Raw genomic sequence first — 22379 nt, forward strand, 5'->3', positions numbered from 1 at the left:
AGAAAACAATGGTGCGACGTTACTTCTTGGCGGCGAACAGCGCATCGAGCTGCTGCTCGAAGGCGTGGTAGCCGATACGGTCGTACAGTTCCTCGCGCGTCTGCATGCTGTCCACCACGTTCTTCTGGTGGCCGTCGCGGCGAATGGTCTCATACACGTTCTCGGCAGCCTTGTTGGCCGCACGGAACGCCGACAGCGGGAACAGCTGGATGGCCACGCCGGCAGAGGCCAGTTCATCGCGGCTGAACAGCGGGGTCTTGCCGAATTCGGTGATGTTGGCCAGTACCGGCACCTTCACTGCGTCCACGAAGCGGCGGTAGGTGGCCAGGTCGTAGGCGGCCTCGGCGAAGATGCCGTCGGCACCGGCCTCCACGCAGGCGATGGCGCGCTCGATCGCCGCATCCACGCCGTCCACCTGGATGGCGTCGGTGCGCGCGATCAGGAAGAAGTCCGGATCGGTCTTCGCATCGGCGGCCGCCTTGACCCGGTCCACCATCTCGCCCTGGGTGACGATTTCCTTGCCCGGCCGATGCCCGCAGCGCTTGGCGCCGACCTGGTCTTCGATATGGCAGGCGGCTGCGCCGGCCTTGATCAGCGATTTGACCGTGCGCGCGATGTTAAACGCGCTCGGGCCAAAGCCGGTGTCGATATCGACCATCAGCGGCAGGTCGCACACATCGGTGATGCGGCGCACGTCGATCAGCACATCTTCCAAGGTGTTGATGCCAAGGTCGGGCAGGCCCAGCGAGCCGGCCGCGACGCCGCCGCCGGACAGGTAGATGGCACGGTAACCGGCGCGCTGCGCCAGCAGGGCGTGGTTGGCGTTGATCGCCCCGATCACCTGCAGCGGCGATTCGGCGGCCAGCGCGGCGCGGAAACGGGCGCCGGCGGAGGAAACTGGGGTGCTCATGGGCAACATTCCATCGTGGTTGACGGGTAACAGGCGCAAGGTGCGTGCCAACTCGCAAGTGATTGATTCCACTCGCTTGGCTGCCGCCCCGGCTTGTTTCACTTTGAAACATTGAAACGGATGTAACATGGATGTAACTGAAACACGGTGCCCGACGATGTCGATCCGCCTGCCCCGCCCTCGCCTGCCCGACCTGGACCCCGGTGCCCTGCCGGTGATCTGGACGGTGAGCGTGTCGCGCCTGACCGGCCTGCTCGGCGACGTCATCCCGGAGTTCGACCGCCGCGCGCGCATCGTCCCCATCAATCTCGGCTTTGAAGAGGCGGTGGACGTGATCGGCCAGCGTCTGCGCCGCGAGCATTGCGATGTGGTGATTGCGGGCGGCTCCAACGCGGCCTACCTGCGCAGCCGCCTGGAGGTCCCGCTGGTACCGATCCAGGCCAACGGCTTCGACCTGATGGAAGCACTGGCGCGGGCGCGGCGGATCGCCCCCAGGATCGGGCTGGTCACCCACGCCACCGACGTGCCCAGTTTCGGCAGCTTCCAGCACAGCTTCGGGCTGGATATCGAACACCGCCGCTTCGTCACCCGCGAAGATGCGCGCGACTGCATCGCCGACATGCGTGCCAACGGCATCGAGGTGATCGTCGGCACCGGCATGGCCATCGACCACGCCGAACGCGTCGGCCTGCCCGGCGTGCTGTTGTACTCGGCCGATTCGGTGCGCCAGGCCTTCGAACACGCGCTGGAACTGACCCAGACCCTGGCCCGCTCCGGCGTGGCCGCACCGCGCCAGCGTGCCCCTGCCCGCTCACGCCCCACCGAGCATCGCCTGCTCGGCGAAAGCCCTTCGATGCAGCAGGTGCGCGAGCGCATTGCCTTGTATGCCCCGCACGACAGCACCGTGCTGGTCACCGGCGCCACCGGCACCGGCAAGGAACTGGTCGCCCGGCAGCTGCACGCCGCCAGTGGCCGCGGCGGCCGCTTCGTGGCGCTCAACTGCGGGGCAATCAGTGAGTCGCTGCTGGAAGCCGAACTGTTCGGCTACACCGAAGGCGCCTTCACCGGCGCACGGCGTGGTGGGCGGGTCGGCCTGGTGGAAGCTGCCGATGGCGGCACGTTGTTCCTGGACGAAATCGGCGAGCTGCCGTTGCCGCTGCAGACGCGTCTGTTGCGGGTCCTGGAAGAGCGCGAAGTGCTGCGGGTGGGTGCGACCGAACCCACCCCGGTGGATGTGCGCGTGGTGGCGGCCACCCTGCAGACGCTGGAATCGCTGGTGGACGCGCAGCGCTTCCGGCGCGACCTCTACTACCGCCTGGCCGCGCTGCGGATCGCACTGCCTACCCTGCGCGAGCGCCCGCAGGACGTGCCGATGCTGCTGGAGCACTTCTTCCGGCAGTTGGGCCAGCGCCCGTCGCCGCTGGATGCAGCCGCCACCGAGCGCCTGTGCGGGTATGCCTGGCCGGGCAACGTGCGCGAACTGCGCAACCTGGTTGACCGCCTGCGCATCCATTGGCGGATCGACCAGGGGGCATTGGGCCTGGCACAGCTGCAGTCGTGGCTGCCCGAACTGCTGCCGGCCACGGGCGGCGCTGTCGTGCCCGACAGCGCCACGTTGCATGCCGGACCTGCGCCCGCACGCCCCTCGCCAGCAACCCTGCAACAGTGGCTGATCGAACATCAGGGCAACCGGGAGCAGCTGGCCGCACAGCTGGGCGTATCGCGCACGACGCTGTGGCGTTGGCTGCGGCACCCCGTTGACGAACGCCGCTGACCGCGCTTTGCGCATCCCGCGCCTGCAACGACATCCCTGATACGCAGAGCAGGCTTTAACCGACAACGCATTAGGGAAACTCCTAAAGCCAAATGCGGATATCCGGTTGTGCGACATGTTCATCATTTCGTCTGCTGCACGGGCAGGAACTGACAGCGCGGGACATGGAGGGTGATGGCATGCGTCCGGCCGCGACATCACCGCGCAGGGCGCGTCGGGCGGTTTGAAGCCCGGATTTCCCGCCATACCAGGCCTTCCCGCCCGATTCCGCCGCACGCGGACCGATACACGCCATCGATGAGGTCAAGAGGAAGAAAGTTTCGATGGCCCGCGCAGGAGGTTCATCAACGGAAACACCGGGTGAACTGTCTGCGATCACGGCAATGTCCAACGGCCCGCCGCACGGCTAGGTTCCAGAGCGAGGATCCGCCCACCACCGAGGACAGTGCATGTTCCCAGCCACCCACGCCAGGCCCCTTTCCACCCTCGTCGCCCGCACCACCGCGCTGGCCCTGCGCAGGCCGCGCGATGCCGCGGCGGGCCCGACCCGGGCCATCCCGCTGACTGGTATCAGCAACCACGCGAACCGGCCGCAGCCCGCCCCCGTCCGCGTATCGCGGATGCCCGCGTCAGCGTCCAACACCGACCAGGCGCGGGACGATGCACCCAGCGCCCCCGGCCCCACCGAGCATGCACTGGTGGTGCTCAGCGGCCAGATCCATGCCCTGCTGGCGCAGTGCCGCGCCGAAGCGCCTGCGGATGTTGCCAACGCACTGGAGGTGCTGGACCTGGACCCACGCGAGCCGTTGGCCCGCAAGCAGAGCAGCGCGCTGCTGCGTGCGATCAAGCGCCTGCCCAACGGCCGCCATGTCCCCGAACGGCAGAAGGCACTGCGAGCGGCGCTGTACGACCTGACCCGCGCAGCACGCGCCGAGGCGATGCTGCACGAGCAGATCGCACGCCACACCGAGCGCGAACGCATCAACGCGCTGCCGGGTTCGCAGCGCAGCGCCGGCACCGGCGGCATGCTGGGCGTGCGCTTAGGGTTGCCCAGCGGCGTGCATGCCGGCGCGGCGGCCGGTGCACGCCAGGAATCCAGCGTGGCCACCTTCGACGACCTCACGGTCGCCACCATCCGCAGCGCGACGGTAAGTGCTGAAGCCAGCGTCCAGGCCAGCGTCGCTCCCGGGGTAGGCGTGGAAGGCAGACTGAGCGGCTACTCGACCGAAGGCGATGCGGACATCTCCATGTCGATGCGCACCCGCGTGCTGCGCCTGGCCCATGCATCGGTCGCCCGCCGGTTGGGCGGCAACGTCCTGCAGCGCGCGTTCAAGCGCGTGACCGAGCCACGTCGCGACCGCTACGACGAGCGCACCAGCCGCGCGATGGCCTTGCAGTCGACGCTGCCGCTCCTGCTCGGCAAGCAGGCCGTGGCGCAGCCTCTGGCATTCGGCAAGCGCGGCCTGTTGATCACCGCCGGCATGACCACTCATGGCGGCGCGCTGGCCGCCAGTGCCGGCTATGGGCTGGGCCAGCTCGGCGCCACCGCTGCGGCCAACCGCACGGTACTGCGGGCGGCGCTGCCGACCCGGCTCACCGAGCTCGGCGAAGACGGCCTGCCTGCCAGCAAAGATCCCGGCATCCGCGCCGTTCTGGAAGCGCGCGTGGCGCATCTGGTGGGCAACCAGCCCCGTTCGCAGGCGCTCCAGATCGTCCAGGAGGTCATGGCGTCGCCGCGGGACCCGGACACCATTGAAAAACGACAGAAGGCCGTGGCACATGTCAGCGCCGCGTTCGATCACCTGCAGGCACTGGCCGACCTGTCGTTGCGTGCGCCGGCACAGGCACGCGCGCCGCTGGCGTCGCTGGCACGCGACTGGGGCAGCAGCTCTGCAGCGCCCGAACCGGTGATGATCGCCCTGCTCGACACGCTCGCCTGGCTGCAGGCGGTGCCGGCACCCGACACCCGCGCAGCGGCAGCGCATGCGGGTTGGGCCCGCCTGCAGCGCAGCGTGCAGTCCGAAGCCCGGCGCATCCATGACACCACGCTGCCGCACGACCGCGCGTGGGTGTACCGGGCGACGCATGCGTTCCGCGAGCAGATCCAGCGTATCGCCACCACCCGCGGCAGCCTGTCGCTCTCTGCATCGTTGCCGTTGCTGACCGCCACCGGAGAGATCGGCGTCGCACGCCACGTGCGCCAGGATCCGGATCCGCTGCGCAATGGCGACTATCTGGAGCTGACCGTTGCTGCCCATCTCGCGCCCGCGTTGGGCACCATCCTGTCCGAGGTGGAGCGGCAGTTGCCGGAGTGGGGCGCGCTGCCCCTGCACGAAGCCGAAGCATTGGTCGCCCCGCTGTCGGCCGACCTTGGGGTCAGCGGCACCAGCCAGCTGCTGGTGCGCTTCTTCCGGCCTTCCTTCCAGACCGATCCAGACTTCCCCCCGTCCGCGCGCGGCAACCACCTGCATGCGGTGCGTCTGGCCACCGGCACCGCACAGTCGGTGGGCGTGACGGTACCCGTGCCGGTGCTGCCGGGGCTGGCACCGACGATTCGTGTGGAGCACAACCGCGCAACCCAATTCACCCGGTACGACCGGCTGGGCGAAGGCACGCTGACCAGCCCGCTGATGCGCTACCTGTCCCTGTGTTCGGCCACGCAGCCCCGTGCTGAGACGTGGGCCGCGCTGCTGGATTCGCATGGTGCCGACCTGGACCGGCTGGCCGAAGCGCTCACCGACCCCGGTTCCGTACCTTCGCTGGAAGCGCGCTACTGGCTGCAGCGCGAGCCCACCACCACTATCGGTGGTGCCACCACGCGCCGCGAAAATGCCGACACCAGCACGCTGGACGCGTTCACGCAGGCAGCCGATGCCGAAACCCGGCGCGCCCAGCTGTATGCGCTGTTTGAAGCGGTCGGGGCCATCACCACCCGGCAGAAGGCGATGTCGTCGCTGATCGGGGCATTGACCCTGCCGGTGGTCGGTTGAGCAGCGCTTACGGGTACAGCAGGCGCTTGCACCACTGCCCGTTGGCATCGATCTCGTAGCACCAGCGCTCGTGCAGGCGGAACTGCGCGCCGTACCAGAACTCGATCCGGCGCGGCACCACCCGCAGCCCGCTCCAGCCGTCCGGCCGCGGAACATCGCGGCCGGCGAAGCTGGCTTCGGCAGTGGCCACGCGCGTATCGAATTCCTCGCGCGAGGCCAGCGTGCGTGACTGCAGCGACGCCCACGCGCCGATCTGGCTCAGGCGCGGACGCGAGGCAAAGTACGCGTCGGCTTCTTCGTTGCTGACCTGTTCCACGGTGCCTTCGATGCGCACCTGGATGCCGGCCTCGCGCAGGCTGCGCCACAGGAACAGCAGCGCGGCGTGCGGGTTGGCCTGCAGCTCGCGGCCCTTGTGGCTGTCCAGATGCGTGTAGAACACGAAACCGCGGTCATCGAAGGCTTTCAGCAGTACCGTTCGCGCCGAGGGGACGCCGGTGGCGGTGGCGGTGGCCACGGTCATTGCGTTGGGTTCGATTTCAGCGCTGCCTTTGGCTTCGTCGTACAACGCGGCGAAGGTGGACAGGGCTTCAGCGTAGAGATCGGTCATGGTCGGCTTCTTTGCGGCTCGGTTTGGGTTTATTGTCACCGCATGCCCGTTGCTGCGTACATTCCCCGGAACAAGGGTTTCCCCGATGCACTGGTCGCGCAGGCGCTGGATGATGCGTTGGCCGTGACGGCCACGGTGCCAGTATTGGCCATCAGCGGCCTGCAGGGCAGCGGCAAATCGACGCTGGCCGCCCAAGTGGTGGGCCTGGCCCAGCAACGCGGGCTGCGCGCGGCGGCATTGTCCATCGATGACTTCTACCTCACCCGTGCCCAACGCCAACGCCTGGCGCGCCAGGTGCACCCGCTGCTGCTGACCCGTGGGCCACCCGGCACGCATGACCTGCCGCTTGCCCATGCCACGCTGGAGGCGATCACCGCGCGACAGCCGGTGGCGCTGCCGCGCTTTGACAAACTTGCCGACGAACGCGTGCCGGCGGCGCAATGGCCGCAGTGTCACGAATCACTGGACCTGCTGGTGTTCGAGGGCTGGTTCCTGGGCACGCCGGCGCAGGCCGACAGCGAACTGGACACCCCGCTCAATGCGCTCGAACGTGAGGCCGACGCCGATGGCCGCTGGCGCCGCTGGTGCAACCAGGCCCTTGCCGGACAGTATCCGGCGTTGTGGCAGCGCTGTGACCGGCTGTGGTTCCTGCAGCCGCCGGATTTCGCGGTGGTGCCGCGCTGGCGCTGGCAGCAGGAGCAGAACCTGCAGGCCGCCCAGCCCGAGCGCAGCAGCATGAGCCGCGCCCAGCTGGAGCGGTTCGTGCAGTACTACGAGCGGGTCAGCCGGCAGGCGCTGCGCACGCTGCCGGCGCTGGCCGACCGCGTGGTGGTGCTGGATGAACAGCGCCGGATCGTCAGCTGACCAGGAAGGTCACGCGCAGGTTGACCCGCCACTCGGTGATGTTGCCCTGGCCGTCGGTGACCACCTTGGTCTCGTTGATCCACGCCCCCTGGATGCCCTTGACCGTTTCGGACACTTTCTTGAGGCCGCTGCGGACTGCGTCTTCGACGCTGGTGGGCGAGGAGGCATTGATCTCGATGATTTTGGCCACTGACATGGGCGTACTCCGGCTGCGCGCGGGACATTCCGCACCGCCCACCATGGGGTCCGGGACGTAAAGGCGGCGACACGGAGGTGTTAGCATTCCGGGTAATGAATCCCGCTCCGAACCTGATCCTGATTGGCCCGATGGGCGCCGGCAAGACCTGCATCGGCCGCCGCTTGGCCGAGCGCTTCACGCTGGAATTCGTCGATGCCGACCAGGCCATCGTCGACGCGGCCGGGGCCAGTATTCCGACCATCTTCGAGCACTCGGGCGAGGCCGGCTTCCGCCAGCACGAACGCCAGGTGCTGCAGCAGCTGCTGGCCGGGAAGGGGCAGCTGATCTCCACCGGCGGTGGCGCCGTGCTCGATGCCGGCAACCGCGAGGCGATCGCACTGCGCGGCTTCGTGGTCTACCTGCGGGTGAGCGTGCCGGCCCAGCTGGAGCGGCTGGCGCGCGACCGCGGCCGCCCCCTGCTGCAGCGGCCCGACCGCGAGCAGGTGCTGCACGAGATGGCGAGCCTGCGCGACCCGCTGTACCAGGGCCTGGCCGACCTCACCCTCGATACCGATCTGTACACGCCCAGCGAGGCAACCGCGCAGCTGGTGCTGCGCCTGGCCTCGCAATGGCAGCGACTGGAACCTTCCGCATGACCGCGTCCCCCCGCACCGTTGCCGTTGGCGGCGGCACCCCCTACACCATCCATATCGGCCCGGGCCTGCTTGGCCAGGGCGAACTGCTGGCGCGCCACGTGCGCGGCCGCCACGTGCTGCTGCTCAGCGATTCGTCCGTCGCCCCGCTGTATCTGGCCGGGGTCAAGCAGGCACTGCTGGATGCACGCGCCCAGCTGCTGATCGGCGAACTGGTGCTGCCGGCTGGCGAAGCCTCCAAGACGCTGGCCAACTTCGGCGCGGCGATCACCGCGCTGGCATCGCTGGGCGCCACCCGCGATGCGTGCGTGATGGCCCTGGGCGGCGGCGTGGCCGGCGACCTGGCCGGGTTTGCCGCAGCCTGCTGGATGCGCGGGGTGGACTGCGTGCAGCTGCCGACCTCGCTGCTGGCGATGGTCGACTCGTCGGTCGGCGGCAAGACCGCGGTGGACATTCCCGAAGGCAAGAACCTGGTGGGCGCCTTCCACCCGCCGCGCGCGGTGATCGCCGATACCGCCGCGCTGCGCACCCTGCCGGCGCGTGAACTGCGCGCCGGCCTGGCCGAGGTGATCAAGTACGGCGCGATCCGCGACCCGCTGTTCTTCCAGTGGCTGCAGGCCGAACATGCCGCGCTGCTGGCCGGCGACGATGCGGCGCTGGCCCAGGCCATCGCGCGCAGCTGCGAACACAAGGCAGAGATCGTCGCGCGCGATCCGCTCGAGCGCGGCGAGCGTGCGCTGCTGAACCTGGGCCACACCTTTGGCCATGCGATCGAGACCGAACAGGGGTACGGCGCGCCAGGCAACGACAACCTCAACCATGGCGAAGCGGTGGCGGTGGGCATGGTGCTGGCTGCGCGGCTGTCGGCCCAGCTGGGCATGAGCCACGACGACGACACCACCCGCCTGCGCGAGCTGCTGCTGCGCTACGAGCTGCCGGTTGCCATTCCGGCCGGCCTGGCGCCGGAGGCACTGCTGGCGCGCATGCGGCTGGACAAGAAGAACGTGGCCGGGCGCCTGCGCCTGGTGCTGTGGCGGGGCATCGGCCGCGCCGAGGTAGTGGCCGACGTGGACGAGGCCGACGTGCTGCGCGTGCTGGCCACCGGCTGAGCCGCGACCGTCTGTCGCGCCCGCCCCGCGGGCCGGTGACGGCCGTGTTGCCGGTTCGCGGCTACAATCGCGGCCATGCGCATCTTCCTGCAGCAACCTGTCAACGGCACCGATCCGACCGGCTACCTCCAGCTCACCCTGCAACCGGACCTGTTCGGCGGCTGGGAGCTGCTGCGCGAGTCGGGCCAGGTCGGCAGGCACGCCAAGCTGCACCGCCAGTTCTTCGCGGAACAGGCCGAGGCAGAAGCCGCGTTTGAAAAGGCGCGCGACACCGAGCTCAAGCGCGGTTACCAGATCACCTATACCAGCGGTGTGCCGCCGCGCTGAGCGGCCCGCCTCCCCCTGGCCCTGCGCCACCCGATTCCAAGGAAGCAACCCGTGACCAGCCCCTCCCGCCACGATCGCCTGCTGCGCGCCCTGCGCCGCGAACCGGTGGACTGCACCCCCGTCTGGCTGATGCGCCAGGCTGGCCGCTACCTGCCCGAATACCGCGCCACCCGCGCCAAGGCCGGCAGCTTCCTGGCCATGGCCAAGAACCCGGAAATCGCCTGCGAAGTCACCCTGCAGCCGCTGCGCCGGTTCGACCTGGACGCGGCGATCCTGTTCTCGGACATCCTGACCATTCCCGATGCGATGGGCCTGGAGCTGTACTTCGTCGAAGGCGAGGGCCCGAAGTTCCGCCACCCGGTCCGCGATACTGCCGCCATCGCCAGGCTGGCGGTGCCGGACATGGAAACCGATCTGCGCTACGTGATGGATGCGGTGCGCGTGATCCGCCGTGAGCTGGACGGCCGCGTGCCGCTGATCGGTTTCTCCGGCAGCCCGTGGACGCTGGCCTGCTACATGGTCGAAGGCGGCGGCAGCAAGGATTTCGCACGCATCAAGGCGATGGCACTGAACGAGCCGGCCGCACTGCACCAGCTGCTGTCGGTGGTGACCGATGCGGTGGTTGCCTACCTGGCTGCCCAGCGCGCGGCCGGCGCGCAGGTGCTGCAGGTGTTCGATACCTGGGGCGGCGTGCTCAGCCCGTCCATGTACCGCGAGTTCTCACTGCGCTACCTGACCCGCATCGCGCGTGAACTGGAGCGCGGCGACGGTGACCAGCGCACCCCGCTGATCCTGTTCGGCAAGGGTACCGGCCTGCACCTGGCCGACCTGGCCGACACCGGCGCCGATGCGCTGGGCGTGGACTGGACGCTGGACCTGGCCGACGCGGCAGCGCGCACCGGCGGCCGCGTGGCGCTGCAGGGCAATCTGGATCCGGCCACGTTGTACGGCAACCCGGAGGCGATCGAACGTGCCGCCGGGCAGGTGCTGGACAGCTATGCGCGCGGCAATGGCGGTTCCCGCGAGGGCCACGTGTTCAATCTTGGCCACGGCATGTCGCCGGACATGAATCCCGAACACGTGCAGGTACTTGTCGAGGCGGTGCACCGGTTGAGCGCGCGCTGACGGCCCGGCATACACACCCCCCGTGCGATCATGTGCACCTCGTTGATGAAGGTGCACACGATGACGACCCCCAGCTACGCCTCGTTCCGGCCCCTGTTGTGGCTGGTGTCGCTGGCGATCTTCATGCAGATGCTGGATTCGACCATCGTCAACACCGCCCTGCCCGCCATGGCCCGCAGCCTGGGTGAAAGCCCGCTGCAGATGCAGTCGGTGGTGTTCAGCTACGCGCTGGCGGTGGCGACCTTCATTCCCGCCTCCGGCTGGATCGCCGACCGCTTCGGTACCCGCCGCACGTTCCTGGCGGCGATCATCCTGTTCACCCTCGGTTCGCTCGCCTGCGCGTTGGCGCAGACTCTGCACCAGCTGGTTGCCGCCCGCGTGCTGCAGGGCGTGGGCGGCGCCATGCTGCTGCCGGTCGGGCGCCTGGCGGTGATGCGCTCGGTGTCCCGCGAACAGTTCCTGCGCGCCATGAGTTTCATCGCCATCCCTGCGCTGGTGGGGCCCCTGATCGGCCCCACCCTGGGCGGCTGGCTGGTGGAAGTGGCGTCCTGGCACTGGGTGTTCCTGATCAACCTGCCCATCGGCGTGATCGGCTACGCGGCCGCGCTGAAGATCATGCCCGACCACTACGCCGAACACCGTACCCGCTTCGATATCGCCGGCTACCTGATGCTGGCGTTCGGCATGGTGGTGCTGTCGCTGGCGCTGGATGGCATCTCCGGCATGGCCACCCCGCACGCGCTGGTGATGTTGATGACCGTGGCCGGGCTGGCTGCGCTGGTCGGCTACTGGCTGCATGCGGCCAACTCCACCGCGCCGCTGTTTTCGCTGGCGCTGTTCCACGTGCCCAGCTACCGCATCGGTATCCTCGGCAACCTGTTTTCGCGGATCGGCAGCAGCGCCATGCCGTTGCTGATCCCCCTGCTGCTGCAGGTGGGCATGGGCATGAGCCCGATGAACGCCGGGCTGTTGATGATTCCCGTAGCAGCCGCCGGCATGCTGTCCAAGCGCTACGCGGTCAAACTGGTGGAACGTTTCGGCTATCGCCGGGTGCTGATGGTCAACACCGTGCTGGTCGGGTTGGCCATGGCCAGTTTCATCTTCATGGTGCCCGGCCAGCCGATGTGGCTGCGCGTGGTGCAGCTGGCGGTGTTCGGCGCGGTCAATTCGCTGCAGTTCACCGTGATGAACACCGTGACCCTGCGTGACCTGGACCGTGATTTCGCCAGCTCGGGCAACAGCCTGCTGTCGATGGTGATGATGCTGGCCACCGGCTTCGGCGCCGCGGCCGCGGGCAGCCTGCTGGCCGCGTTCGAGCACCTGGACACCCTGCACGGCGCCACCGCTGCACTGCACGCTACGTTCGTGTGCGTGGGCGCGATCACGCTCACCTCCACCGTCATCTTCTGGCAGCTGCCCGACACCCGCCCCTCCCCCCGGGACGTGGAAGAGGTCGCCGAATAGGCGACCCCGGTAGCAGCGGACCGTTGGTCCGATGACATGTTGTGGCCGGCAACACCGGCCATTGCTGTTACCCACGCCCCTCCACCACCACCCGCGCGATCGCCTGCTCCAGCAGGTCACCGGTCACCGGCTTGCGCAGGAAGCCCTGGAAGCCCGCCTCGCGCACCCGCTGTTCGATGCCCGGGTCGGTCCGCGCCGTCACCGCCAGCAACGGCATCGCATAGCCCTGGTTGCGCAGGTGCCCGGCCAGTTCCATGCCGCCCAGGCCGGGCAGGTCAAGATCCAGCAGCACCACGTCGAACGGCGCGTCGCTCACTTCACGCAGCGCCGCCAGCGCGTGCGCGGCGTGCACCACCTCGTGTCCGCGCGCGCTCAGCAGGCCGATGATCACGCTGGCCACGGTGTCGTCGTCCTCGACCAGCAGCAGGCGCAGTGGCGGCAGGGGGTGCCCCTCGGCAACGCCGGCACTGCCGACCGTGGCGTCGGCCATCTGCAGCGGCAGCGGCAGGGTCACGCTGAAACGCGTGCCCACGCCCAGCTGGCTTTCCACCCCGATCTGGCCCTGCATGGCCAGCGCCAACTCGCGGCAGATCGCCAGGCCCAGGCCGCTGCCACCGTATTGCGCAGCGGTGCGCGCACCGTCGGCCTGCTCGAAGCGCCGGAACAGACGCTGCTGCTGGTCGCTGCTGATGCCGGGCCCGGTGTCGGAGACTTCGAAGTAAAGCCCGCGCGCGGGCGCCAGCGCACGCACCTTCAACCGCACTTCGCCGTTGCTGGTGAACTTCACCGCGTTGCCCAGCAGATTGAGCAGGATCTGCCGGACCCGCACCGCATCACCCACGCTGCACAGGCCAGCGGCCAGTTCGTTGTCGACCACGAAGCGCAGCCCCTTCTGCTCGGCCAGCGCCGCCATCAGGGTGCATGCATCGTCAATGACACCCTGCAGCGCGAACGGCTGCGCCTGCAACTGCAGCCGCCCCGATTCGATCCGCGCCAGGTCCAGCGCGTCGTTCACCAGGTGCAGCAGGTGCTCGCCGGCATGCCGGATCGATTCGGTGTAGCTGCGCTGCTGCGGGTTCAACGGCGAGCCCAGCAGCAGCTCGCTCATGCCCAGCACACCAGTCATCGGCGTGCGCACTTCATGACCCAGGTTGGCCAGGAAGCGCGTCTTGGCGGCCGATGCCTGTTCGGCCAGTTCCTGCTTGTGCAGGGCCAGCTGGTAAGCGTGGCGGCGTTGCACGCGGCGCCGGTACAACCAGGCGAACAGGCTCATGAGCAGCAGGGCGATCGAGGCCATCACCAGCAGCCCCGATACGCTGCGCCACCAGGGCGGCATCACGCGGAACTCCAGCACCTGCACCCGCGACCAGACCAGGTCGGCCGAGCGCGCCTGCACCTCCAGTCGATAGCGCCCGGGCGGCAGTCGCGAGAACACGCGTTCGCCGCCCGGCCCCACTTCCACCCAATCCGGATCGTAGCCGGCCAGGCGGTAGCGATAGCTGTTGGACGATGAGTCGGCGAAGGACAGCAGCCGCGCCACGATGCGAAGGTCGCGGTCGGCGTCGGCGATTTCCAGCGGCGCCAGGTGGGTCAGGTCCAGCACCCGCTCGCCACGGCGCACCTCGACACGTTCAATCACCAGCGGTGCGCGCCGGGTTGCCGGTCGCACCTGGTCGGGATCGAAGAGCACCACCCCGGCCGGCGTGCCGCCGGCAATGTGGTTGCTGGCCGTGCGCACCAGCGTGCCGCGGCGGAACTCCTGGCTGGGCAGCCCGTCGCGCACGCCGTACTGGCGCACGCTGCCCTGGTTGGGATCGACGCGGATCAGGCCACGCGAGCTGGCGGCCCACACGATGTCCTGGGCGTCCACCACCAATCCCGTCGCCGACAGCTGCGGGAAGCCTTCTTCCGGCCCGACCTGGGCCTCGCGCTCGAGCCGCTTCCCGTTCCAGCGGTAGCGGATAAGGCGGCCTTCTTCCGATACCCACATGGAGCCGTCGTTGGCCGGCGCCAGTGCATGACTGGCGACAGCTGCCGCGCCGGGCACTGCCTCGAACCGCGCACGCGCGGGCACCCACTGCAGCAGGCCCTGGTTGGTGGCCACCCAGAGATGGTCCTGCGGACCGCACATGAGATCCAGCACCAGCTGTCCGGGCGCAAACCCGCCCGTGCCCGCCGCGATCCGCTGCCGCACGCCGCCGTCCAGGCCGCGCTGCTGCAGCCCGCCGGACGCAGCGCTCCAGACCCCGCCACCGTCGCAGAGCGCCAGCGCATCCACGTCGCCTTCCATCGCGGCATCGGCACCGGCATCGCTGCCCCACCGTTGCAGGGAGCCGGTACCCGGGTCGTAGCGCAGGAGCGCTTCGTGCGATCCGATCCAGACATGGCCACGCGGGTCTTCCAGCACCGACAACAGCCACTGGGGACCATCCACCCAGGTCCGGTGCTGGTCCACCTTGCCAGTGACCGGATCGAAGCGGTCCAGTGCGCCATGGGTGCCCACGGCCCACACACCGCCATTGGCCGAAGCGGCCATGCCCAGCACGTAGCCGTTGCGAAGCGAGGCCGGGTCATCCTCCAGCCGCGACAGCACCGAGAACTGCCACCAGCGCGGCAGCAGATGCCACAGGCCACTGTTGGTACTGGCCAGCCAGATTCCGCCTTCGCGGTCTTCGTACGCGCCGGTCCAGTTGGGCCGCACCTGGCCGCGGGCCACCGCGCTGTACAGGGGCACCTGCTGGAAGCGGCCCTGGTAGGCACGCCCGAGACCCGACCGGGTGTCGAGCCAATAGCCGCCCTGCTCGTCGCGCAGCATCATGCCCAGTACCTGGTCGCCGGCATCCACCTTCCAGGGCGCCGGGGCGAAGCTGCCGTCTGCCCGGCGAACCACCGTACCGGCATTGGTACTGATCCACAGGCTGCCATCCAGCTCGGCGGTCAGCCCGTTGACCAGGGGCGTGGGCAGCTTCGACGCGGGCACCCGCTCGAAGTCGCGCCCGGTCCAGCGCGCCAGTCCCGCCTTGGTACCGACCCACAGGCTGCCGTCACGGGTGGTAGCCATATGCGTGACCGACGCGGCCGGCAGGCTGCGCCGGTTGCCGGGTTCCGGCATGAAGCGGGTGATCACGCCATTGCGGTCGAGCCGGTGCAGGCCGCCTTCGTAGGTGCCGAACCACAGCGCCCCGTCACCGGTGGAGGCCAGGCTCCAGATCGTATTGCTGCCGATCACCGGGTTGCTGGCACGGTCGAAGAAGCGAAGTTCGCGGCGGTCGGCCGACATCATCGCCAGCCCGGCATTCTCGGTACCGATCCACAACTGGTTGCGCGCATCCACGTGCACGCTCCACACCATGTTGTCGCGAAGACCATCCTCGGCGCGCCAGACCCGGTAATTGCGGCCGTCGAACCGGGCCAGGCCATCGTTGGTGGCCAACCACAGGTAGCCGTACCCGTCTTCGGCCATGCGGTTGACGGTATTGGACGGCAGACCATCGAACACGGTCAGCTGGCGCGGCGTTGGCGGAACAGGCTGCGCTGCCACCAGCCACGGCCACATGTACAGCATCCCGAACAGGAGCAGCCAACGCGTAGGCAACACCAAGCAATCTCCTGGAGCGGGTCGGGATCAACCGATGACGTGCAGATGGGGCCGGACTTGTCGCAGAAAGCCCAAGTCATGGGATGGATGGTAAACGGTTCGCCGGATGGGAACGAACCATCAGGGCACGCCCGCCTGCTGCAGTGCGCGGCGCAGCGACGCGGCCGTGACCGGCTTGGCCAGGAGCCCCGCGCCCCCGGCAGCCCGCACCCGCCCGGCCAAGCCGGCGGAGGGTTGCCGGCTCATCGCCAGCACCGGAGCGGACACGTTCCGCCCGGGCAGCAGGCCTATCAGGGTCAACCCATCGATGCCGGACAGGTCCAGGTCCACCAGCACCAGGTCGAACCGGCCCGCCGCCAGTTCGGTCAACCCTGCCAGCGCGTGCGCCGCATGCACCGGCTCCCAGCCCTGCGCGGTCAGCAGTGCACCGCCTGCAAGGGCAGCGGCGGCGTCCTCGTCCACCAGCAGCACCCGGCCACGGTGCAGCGGCGCCACCGCCGGCATGGGTATCCCCACCTGCACCTGCCATTGCCTGCCGGCCGTCGCATGCACGTGCAGGGTGCCGCCGAGAGCGCCGGCCAGGCGTTCGGCAGTGGCCAACGCGAGGCGCAGGGACGCGACGGACGGCGTCGGCGCGGCGCTCCCGGCGCCGCGGCCCGGCGGGTACGCAGCGCGCCCGCCGGCGGTGAACCGCCACAGCAGCCCCTCGCGCCCGGGTCGCCAGGCGACCTCCAGCACCACGTGCCCCGCGCCGGTGTGCCGGCCCAGCACGCGCGTGACCGCATCGAGCAGTTGCCCCAGTCGCAGCGCATCGCCGTGCGCGCGTGCGTCGCCCGCCACCTGCAGGCACAAGGCCAGCGCGGTGCCACGCCGGCAGGATGGCAGCAGCTGGCGTGCCAACCATTGCCGGTGGACGGCGCCCACCTCGAAGTCGGCCGCCTGCAGGGGGGTACTTCCGGCCTCCAGGCGGGCCTCGTCCAATGCGTGGTTGACCCGCTCCAGCAGCGCGTGTCCGCTCCGCAGGATCCGTTCCAACGGCTGCCGCTGGGCCGCATGCAGGGGCGATGACAGCAGCAGTTCGGCCATGCCCAGGATCCCCGTAAGCGGTGTGCGCACCTCATGGCCGAGGTTGGCCAGGTAGTGCGATTTGGCCTGCGCCGAGCGCAGCGCCAGCGACAGGCCCTGTGCGGAGACCTGCGCCCGCCGCCCGCGCGCGACACGGCGTACCGCCGCCCATGCCCCGCCGCCAAGCAGCAGCGCGCCCGCCGATATCCGGGCGCCCACCAGCGCCGGGTGGTGCCAGCCGCTGCGCTCCACCTGCAGCAGCAATGACCGGGTTGACGACCAGCTGCCGTCGGGCAAACGTGCCTGGAACTCCAGGCGGTGCTCGCCGGGTGGCAGTCGCGGGAAGCCGCGGGTCCCGCTGCGGCCCACCCGGATCCATTCCCGGTCCAGGCCGCACAGCCGGAACCGGTACTGCTGGCGCGCCTGCATCGCAGCGCCCAGCAAGCGGACGCTGACCTGGATATCCCGATCGTCCGGCTGCAGGTGGAGCACCGCCTTGGAAGGCAGCACCTGCAGCAGGCCACCGCGGTGCAGTTGCACACGCTCCACCACCAGCGCCGGCTCCCCCCTGCACGCGGCCAGGCCCACCGGATCGAACCGCACCCTGCGGCCGTGTGCATCCACGGCCAGCATGGTCGATCCGTCGACCTGCAGCTGTGCATTGAACACGGCATCGGGTACCCCTTCGCTTCGCGTGTACAACCGCACCTGGCCCTCGCGGGGGCGAAGACGCAGCAGGCCACGCGCGCTGCTGGCCCACAACGCGCCCTGTGCGTCGCTGGCCAGCGACGCCAACCGCAGCGACGGCAGTCCCTGGCGTGCATCAATCTGCACGCCGGGCCGGGCCACGCCGTCCTGGATGAGATAGCGCCGCACCGTACCCGCACTGGCCACCCACAATGCGCCGTCCTCGGCCAGGTGCAGCGCGCTCACCTCGCCCTCGACACCGGCAACGGGATGGAAGCGGCCGTCAGCCCACCGCGTCAAGCCATGCCGGCCTCCCCACCAGATGCCGTTGCCTGTATCGCAATGCAGGGCCAGCGGACCGGGCGGAGGCGCCTGGTCGGTCTCACCCCAGCGCCACTGCCGGGTTTCGGTGCCGCCAGGCGGCTGCAGTTGGATCCCCTTGCCGTCCAGACGCCAGCGGCTGCCATCTGCGCAGGCCAGCGCCAGCGGCGGCGCGTCAGGATCGAGGCGCACCCCGCTCATCGCCGGCATTTCCTGCGGCGCCGCGTCGAGCGACATGAAATGCTGCCAGTGCGGGGGCAGCCGCCACACCCCCATATGCCGCCCCAGCAACCAGAGGCTGCCGTGGCGATCTTCCAGGGCCGTGCGGAACCGGGGCACATCGGCGCTGCCCAACGGTGCGATGCCCACCCCGGGCCGCTGAGTGCCTCCGCTCTTCCACACCCGGGCGTCCTCGCCCAGCCACGGACCGCCGCTGCGCGACGCGCCCAGCGCGCGCGTTCCCGCCGGTGCATCCACCGGTTCCAGCCGACCCTCGTCCGAGGCGCGCCACGGGCCTGCCGCGCCGGCTACCCACAGCCGCTGCCCGGCATCCACCAGCAGCGCGCTGACCGGCGCAGTGGCCAGCATCGTGGGCGGCGGCAGGAAGCGACCGTTCCTCCAGCGGGCCAGGCCGCGCGGTGTTCCCACCCAGAGCGTGCCGTCCGCCGCCAACGCCAGGTGGTCGACGCGACGGTCCGGCAGGCCGTCCGCGTTCACGGTGGGCAGGAATTGACGCAGCCGGTGGCCCGTGTCCAGCCGGAATAGACCCGCGTCGCGCGTACCGAACCACACCACGCCCTCCGGCGTTGGCAGCACGACACCAATTGCCACGCCCGCCAGGGCCGGAAAACGCGCGCTGTCGAAGCGCTCGATGTGGCTGCGGTCGGCCGACATGCGCATGAGGTGGCCCTGCCCCGTCCCGATCCACAACCGGTCCTGCGCATCCGCCGCCATCGACAGCAACTGGTTGTCGGCCAGCCCCTGCTCCATCCGCCAGATCCGGAAGCGCTGGCCATCGAAGCGGGCCAGGCCATCATCGGTGGCGAACCACAGGTAGCCGTCGCGGTCTTCCACCACCTGGTGCACCGCGTTGGACGGCAACCCGTCGGCGGTGGTGAAGCGCAGCGCCATGGGGGGCGCCGCGCGTACCGATGACGCAAGCAGCAGCAGCGCCAGCAGCAGGCCCCGCAAGGGGCCGATCATGCGCCCGCCACGGCGGCAGCCAACCGCGCCCCGGTCACCGGCAGGCGCAGGAAACCATCGAACCCGCCCGCGCGTGCATCGCGCTCGGCGCAGGCATCGGCGCGTGGCGTGAGCGCCACGCGCCGCACCCCCGGCCACAACCAGGGCAGGCGTGCACTCAGCCGCCCGCCCGCCACCAGCATGTCCGGATCAGCCGCGATGAGATCCCAGGGCCCGGGATCGACGTCGCGTACCCACGCGTCTGCATTCTCGACCGCCACCACCCGGTGGCCCTGGGAACGCAGCAGCGCACACACCACCTCGACAGCGTCCGGTTCGGTCGCCGGCAGCAGCACCATCACACGCAAGGCGCGCGATGGCACGGCAGCGCACGCGGCGCGGCGCGGCGCGGCGGGCGCCGCGGCGGGTGCAAGCGCCGGCCACGGCAGTGTCAACTCGAACTGGGTGCCACGCCCGCGCTGGCTGTCGACGTCCAGGCGCCCGCCCATGGCATGTGCCAGGTCCCGGCTGATGGCCAGTCCCAGCCCGCTGCCGCCAAGGTGGGCGGCGGTGTCTGCCGTTTCGACCTGGCTGAAGCGCTGGAACAGCCCCCGCACCTGCGCCGGGCTCATCCCCGGACCAGTGTCGGACACACACAGCACCAGCCCGCGATCCTCCGGCCCGGTGCGTGCGCTCAGGCTGACCTGCCCATGCGCGGTGAACTTGAGGGCGTTGCCCAGCAGGTTCAGCAGAATCTGGCGCAGGCGCTGCACGTCGCCGTGGAAGCAGGCGCCCGCCGGCAACGTGCTGGTCCAATGCAGCAGCAATGCCTTGCGCCGCGCCACCGGCAGCAGCAGCGCATGCAGCTCACGCATGACCTCCACCAGCACGAAGGGCGCTGGGTGCAGCCGCAGGCGGCCTGATTCGATACCGGCCAGGTCCAGCGCATCGTCCATCAACTGCAGGAGGTGGTGCCCCGCCTGCTGCAGGCTGCCGACCTGCTCGCGCTGCACGCGCGACAACGGCGACTGCAGCAGCAGCTCGCTCCAGCCGAGTACCGGCGTCAACGGCGCACGCACCCGGCGGCCCAGTTCGGCCAGGAAGCGGGTGCGCTGCATCGAATCCTGCTCCGCCCGCAGGCGGCGCGCACGCGCTTGGCGCCGCTGCGCGCGTCGCCGCTGCCGGCGGTAGTGCAGCCGCGCTCCCCCCATCAGCGCTGCGCAGATCGCGGCAGCCAGGGCGATACGACCGGTTGTTGTTTCCCACCACCGGGGCACCACGCGCAACGGCAGCTGACGCACCGCCGACCACGGCCCCCCGGCGTGCCGCGCCTTCACCAGCAGGGAGTGCTCACCGGCCGGCAGGCGGGTGAAAAGGCGCTGCGCCACGGGGCCGGTGTCGACCCATCCCGGGTCGTGTCCCAGCAGGCGGAAGTGGTACTGGATGCGATCAGGATCGCCACGACCGAGCAGGTTCACCGCGACCCGCACATGGCGGTCCCCGGTGCCCAGGATCACCGGCGGTGCGGCGATCGGCACCTGGATCACCCGTCCATGCCGACGACGGCTCATTGCATCGAGCACCAGAACCGGCACCGTTGCCGGGGCGCGAAGCGCGCGCGGGTCGAACGCCAGCAGTCCGCCTTCGCGCACGCCAGCCACCAACGCGCCCGAGCCCAACCGAAGCAGCCGCTGCGGAAGCACCTCCTGCACGGGCAGGCCCTGTGCGGTGTCCAGCACCCCCACCTCACCCGCGTGCGGATCCACCCGCAGCACGCCGCGCGCGGCCCCGGCCCATGCCACGCCATCGGCGCCCACCACCAGTGCGTTGGCACGCACTTGCGGGTAGCCCTCGGCGGCGCCAATGCGGCGTACTCGATGCAACCGTCCCTGCGCCAGACGGTACTGCTCCAGGGATGCCAGGCGGCTGACCCACAGCGTGCCATCGTCGGCTTCGGCGATGGCCGACACGGGCCCGTCGCCATCGCCCGGGACCGGCTCGAAGCGCTCGCGTGCAACAGACCAGCGCATCACGCCTTGGGGATCGGTGGCCCATACCTCGCCATCCCGGGTGCACAACAGCTGCCGTAGCAGGACGTCCTGCCTCAGCCCCACCTGCTGCGGTGCCGCACTGTGCAGCCGCTTGCCGTCTGTCGACCACCGTTGGATCGCCCCGGGGTGCGCGAGCCAGACATCGCCGTTCGCGCATATCTGCAGGTGGACGGGCCCTTGGTCCGTACCCAGTCCCAGCCCCCATTCGCGTTGGCTGCGCCGCTGCGGGTCATGGCGCAGCAACCGGTCGGCACTGGCGACCCAGACCCGTCCCTGGGCATCTTCGGCCACGCCCACCGGGAGCGCGCTGACGCCGGCGTGTGGAAACCGGAGCACGTCACGGCGGCGTCCGGTACGCAGGTCAAGGCGCTGCAGGTCCCCTCGACTGCCCGCAACCCACGCATGGTGCATTCCCGATGCGGCCAGGCCCAGTACGTAGTGACTGCCGGTTCCCGACCCACTGTCGGCGGTGGCCGGCAAGGCCGTGAACTGCCGCCAGCGGGCCGACAACCACCATACGCCGTGCTGCTCACTCACCCACCACAGGTCACCGTTGCGGTCTTCCAGCGCCTGGCGGATCACCACCGGCCCCGGCGCGGTGCCCGGCGCGGGTTGCAGCGTCCACGGCAGCGCGGCGCCGGCTTCCTGCCGCAGCAGCGCCGCGCCTTGTTGCTGCCAGAGCACGCCGTCCGCACTGCGCAGCACGCTGCGTGCCCCGAGCGGCCGAACGTGGGCACCTGCTGCGCTACCCGTCGCCCAGGTGCCATGCGCCGAGGTGACTTCAATTCCCCCGCGTGGATCGGCCCAGAGCGAACGGATCGGCGCTGCGGATCCGGCCGGCAACGCCATCCGGGCCAGCCGTGTGCCATCCCATCGCCAAAGCGATGCGGCCTGGGCCACCCACAACGCACCGGCGCTGTCGCGCGCGAGTGCCATGACCGGGCCAGCCTCCTGCGGAAGCGGCTGCAACGCCCACTGCGGGTCGCGTGGTGCCCGCCGATAGAGCCGATGGTCGCTTCCAATGGCCCAGATCCGGCCGTCGCCGCTGCTGTGCACCTGGCGCAGCAGCCCCTGGCGCAGCGCCGACGGGGCCGATGCGGGGAGCCGCTGGAACCCACCACGATCAGCGCCCATCATGACCAGCCCGGCACTCGCCGTTCCCACCCAGAGCCGGTCGAGGGCATCCACGTGGAGCGTGCGCAGGTCGACATCCGGCAAGCCATCCTCGAGGCGCCACAGCCGGTACCGCTGGCCGTCGAAGCGCATCAGGCCGTCGCTGCCCGCCAGCCACAGGTAGCCGGAAGCGTCTTCAGCGATTTCGCGAACGTTGGGGTCGTGCAGGCCGTCGGCCATGCCGAGCAGGCGCGGCGATGGCACATGTACGACACCCGCATGGCCTGCTGCCGGCCACATCAGCAGCAGGGCCAGAAGCAAGGCTACGGGTTGCCCGCGCAGGGCCTCTCGCGGAGGCGTC

Annotated in this window: 14 protein-coding genes; 8 read left to right on the top strand and 6 right to left on the bottom strand. The window is 70.0% G+C overall.

Annotated elements, in window-relative coordinates:
- Positions 1-19 precede the first annotated feature (19 nt).
- Positions 20-919 (bottom strand): methylisocitrate lyase, encoded by a 900-nt coding sequence (prpB, locus tag V9K91_RS07845; RefSeq protein ID WP_068853669.1) that lies wholly within the window; start codon positions 917-919, stop codon positions 20-22.
- 148 nt (positions 920-1067) lie between these two features.
- Between prpB and prpR the strand changes: the two genes are divergently transcribed.
- Both prpR and V9K91_RS07855 read left to right on the top strand, forming a co-directional pair.
- The gene (gene prpR / locus V9K91_RS07850) at positions 1068-2684 is read left to right on the top strand and encodes a propionate catabolism operon regulatory protein PrpR (RefSeq protein ID WP_336443210.1); all 1617 of its coding nucleotides are present in this window, start codon (positions 1068-1070) and stop codon (positions 2682-2684) included.
- Between the two features lie 449 nt (positions 2685-3133).
- Positions 3134-5674, top strand: coding sequence for a hypothetical protein (locus V9K91_RS07855; RefSeq protein WP_336443209.1), 2541 nt, complete (start codon positions 3134-3136; stop codon positions 5672-5674).
- 7 nt (positions 5675-5681) lie between these two features.
- On the opposite strand, the gene pdxH is transcribed toward V9K91_RS07855, so the two are convergent.
- Positions 5682-6281 (bottom strand): pyridoxamine 5'-phosphate oxidase, encoded by a 600-nt coding sequence (pdxH, locus tag V9K91_RS07860; protein ID WP_095364389.1) that lies wholly within the window; start codon positions 6279-6281, stop codon positions 5682-5684.
- A 42-nt stretch (positions 6282-6323) separates the two neighbouring features.
- Here pdxH and V9K91_RS07865 point away from each other — a divergent pair, with 42 nt between their 5' ends.
- A complete protein-coding gene (locus tag V9K91_RS07865; RefSeq protein WP_095364388.1) occupies positions 6324-7145 on the top strand; it encodes a kinase in 822 nt (273 codons plus the stop codon).
- Here V9K91_RS07865 and V9K91_RS07870 read toward each other — a convergent pair.
- Complete coding sequence (locus tag V9K91_RS07870; protein WP_068853673.1) at positions 7138-7341, bottom strand: dodecin family protein; 204 nt, start codon at positions 7339-7341, stop codon at positions 7138-7140. The genes V9K91_RS07865 and V9K91_RS07870 overlap by 8 nt on opposite strands.
- A 95-nt stretch (positions 7342-7436) precedes the next feature.
- On the opposite strand from V9K91_RS07870, the gene V9K91_RS07875 reads away from it, so the two are divergent.
- The 5 genes from V9K91_RS07875 to mdtD all read left to right on the top strand — a co-directional run bounded on the left by V9K91_RS07875 (position 7437) and on the right by mdtD (position 12001).
- Positions 7437-7979: a shikimate kinase gene (locus V9K91_RS07875; protein WP_095364387.1), complete on the top strand. Its 543-nt coding sequence runs from the start codon at positions 7437-7439 to the stop codon at positions 7977-7979.
- The gene (gene aroB / locus V9K91_RS07880; protein ID WP_095364386.1) at positions 7976-9085 is read left to right on the top strand and encodes a 3-dehydroquinate synthase; all 1110 of its coding nucleotides are present in this window, start codon (positions 7976-7978) and stop codon (positions 9083-9085) included. The genes V9K91_RS07875 and aroB overlap by 4 nt, the downstream gene beginning before the upstream one ends.
- 75 nt (positions 9086-9160) lie before the next feature.
- Complete coding sequence (locus tag V9K91_RS07885) at positions 9161-9412, top strand: WGR domain-containing protein (RefSeq protein WP_093532844.1); 252 nt, start codon at positions 9161-9163, stop codon at positions 9410-9412.
- A 51-nt stretch (positions 9413-9463) separates the two neighbouring features.
- On the top strand, positions 9464-10537 hold the full coding sequence (gene hemE, locus V9K91_RS07890; RefSeq protein ID WP_068853677.1) for a uroporphyrinogen decarboxylase: 1074 nt from the start codon (positions 9464-9466) through the stop codon (positions 10535-10537).
- Between the two features lie 60 nt (positions 10538-10597).
- The gene (mdtD, locus tag V9K91_RS07895; protein WP_095364385.1) at positions 10598-12001 is read left to right on the top strand and encodes a multidrug transporter subunit MdtD; all 1404 of its coding nucleotides are present in this window, start codon (positions 10598-10600) and stop codon (positions 11999-12001) included.
- Between the two features lie 67 nt (positions 12002-12068).
- Here the strand turns inward: mdtD and V9K91_RS07900 are convergent, their stop codons facing one another.
- The 3 genes from V9K91_RS07900 to V9K91_RS07910 all read right to left on the bottom strand — a co-directional run bounded on the left by V9K91_RS07900 (position 12069) and on the right by V9K91_RS07910 (position 22339).
- Positions 12069-15566, bottom strand: coding sequence for a two-component regulator propeller domain-containing protein (locus tag V9K91_RS07900; protein ID WP_336443333.1), 3498 nt, complete (start codon positions 15564-15566; stop codon positions 12069-12071).
- A gap of 153 nt (positions 15567-15719) precedes the next feature.
- Positions 15720-18875 (bottom strand): two-component regulator propeller domain-containing protein, encoded by a 3156-nt coding sequence (locus tag V9K91_RS07905; RefSeq protein WP_336443208.1) that lies wholly within the window; start codon positions 18873-18875, stop codon positions 15720-15722.
- Entirely contained in the window at positions 18872-22339 is a 3468-nt protein-coding gene (locus V9K91_RS07910; protein ID WP_336443207.1) for an ATP-binding protein, read from the bottom strand. The genes V9K91_RS07905 and V9K91_RS07910 overlap by 4 nt, the downstream gene beginning before the upstream one ends.
- Between the last annotated feature and the right edge of the window lie 40 nt (positions 22340-22379).

It is taken from the genome of Stenotrophomonas sp. CCNWLW57 (assembly GCF_037203925.1).
In the GTDB taxonomy this organism is placed as follows: domain Bacteria; phylum Pseudomonadota; class Gammaproteobacteria; order Xanthomonadales; family Xanthomonadaceae; genus Stenotrophomonas; species Stenotrophomonas rhizophila_A.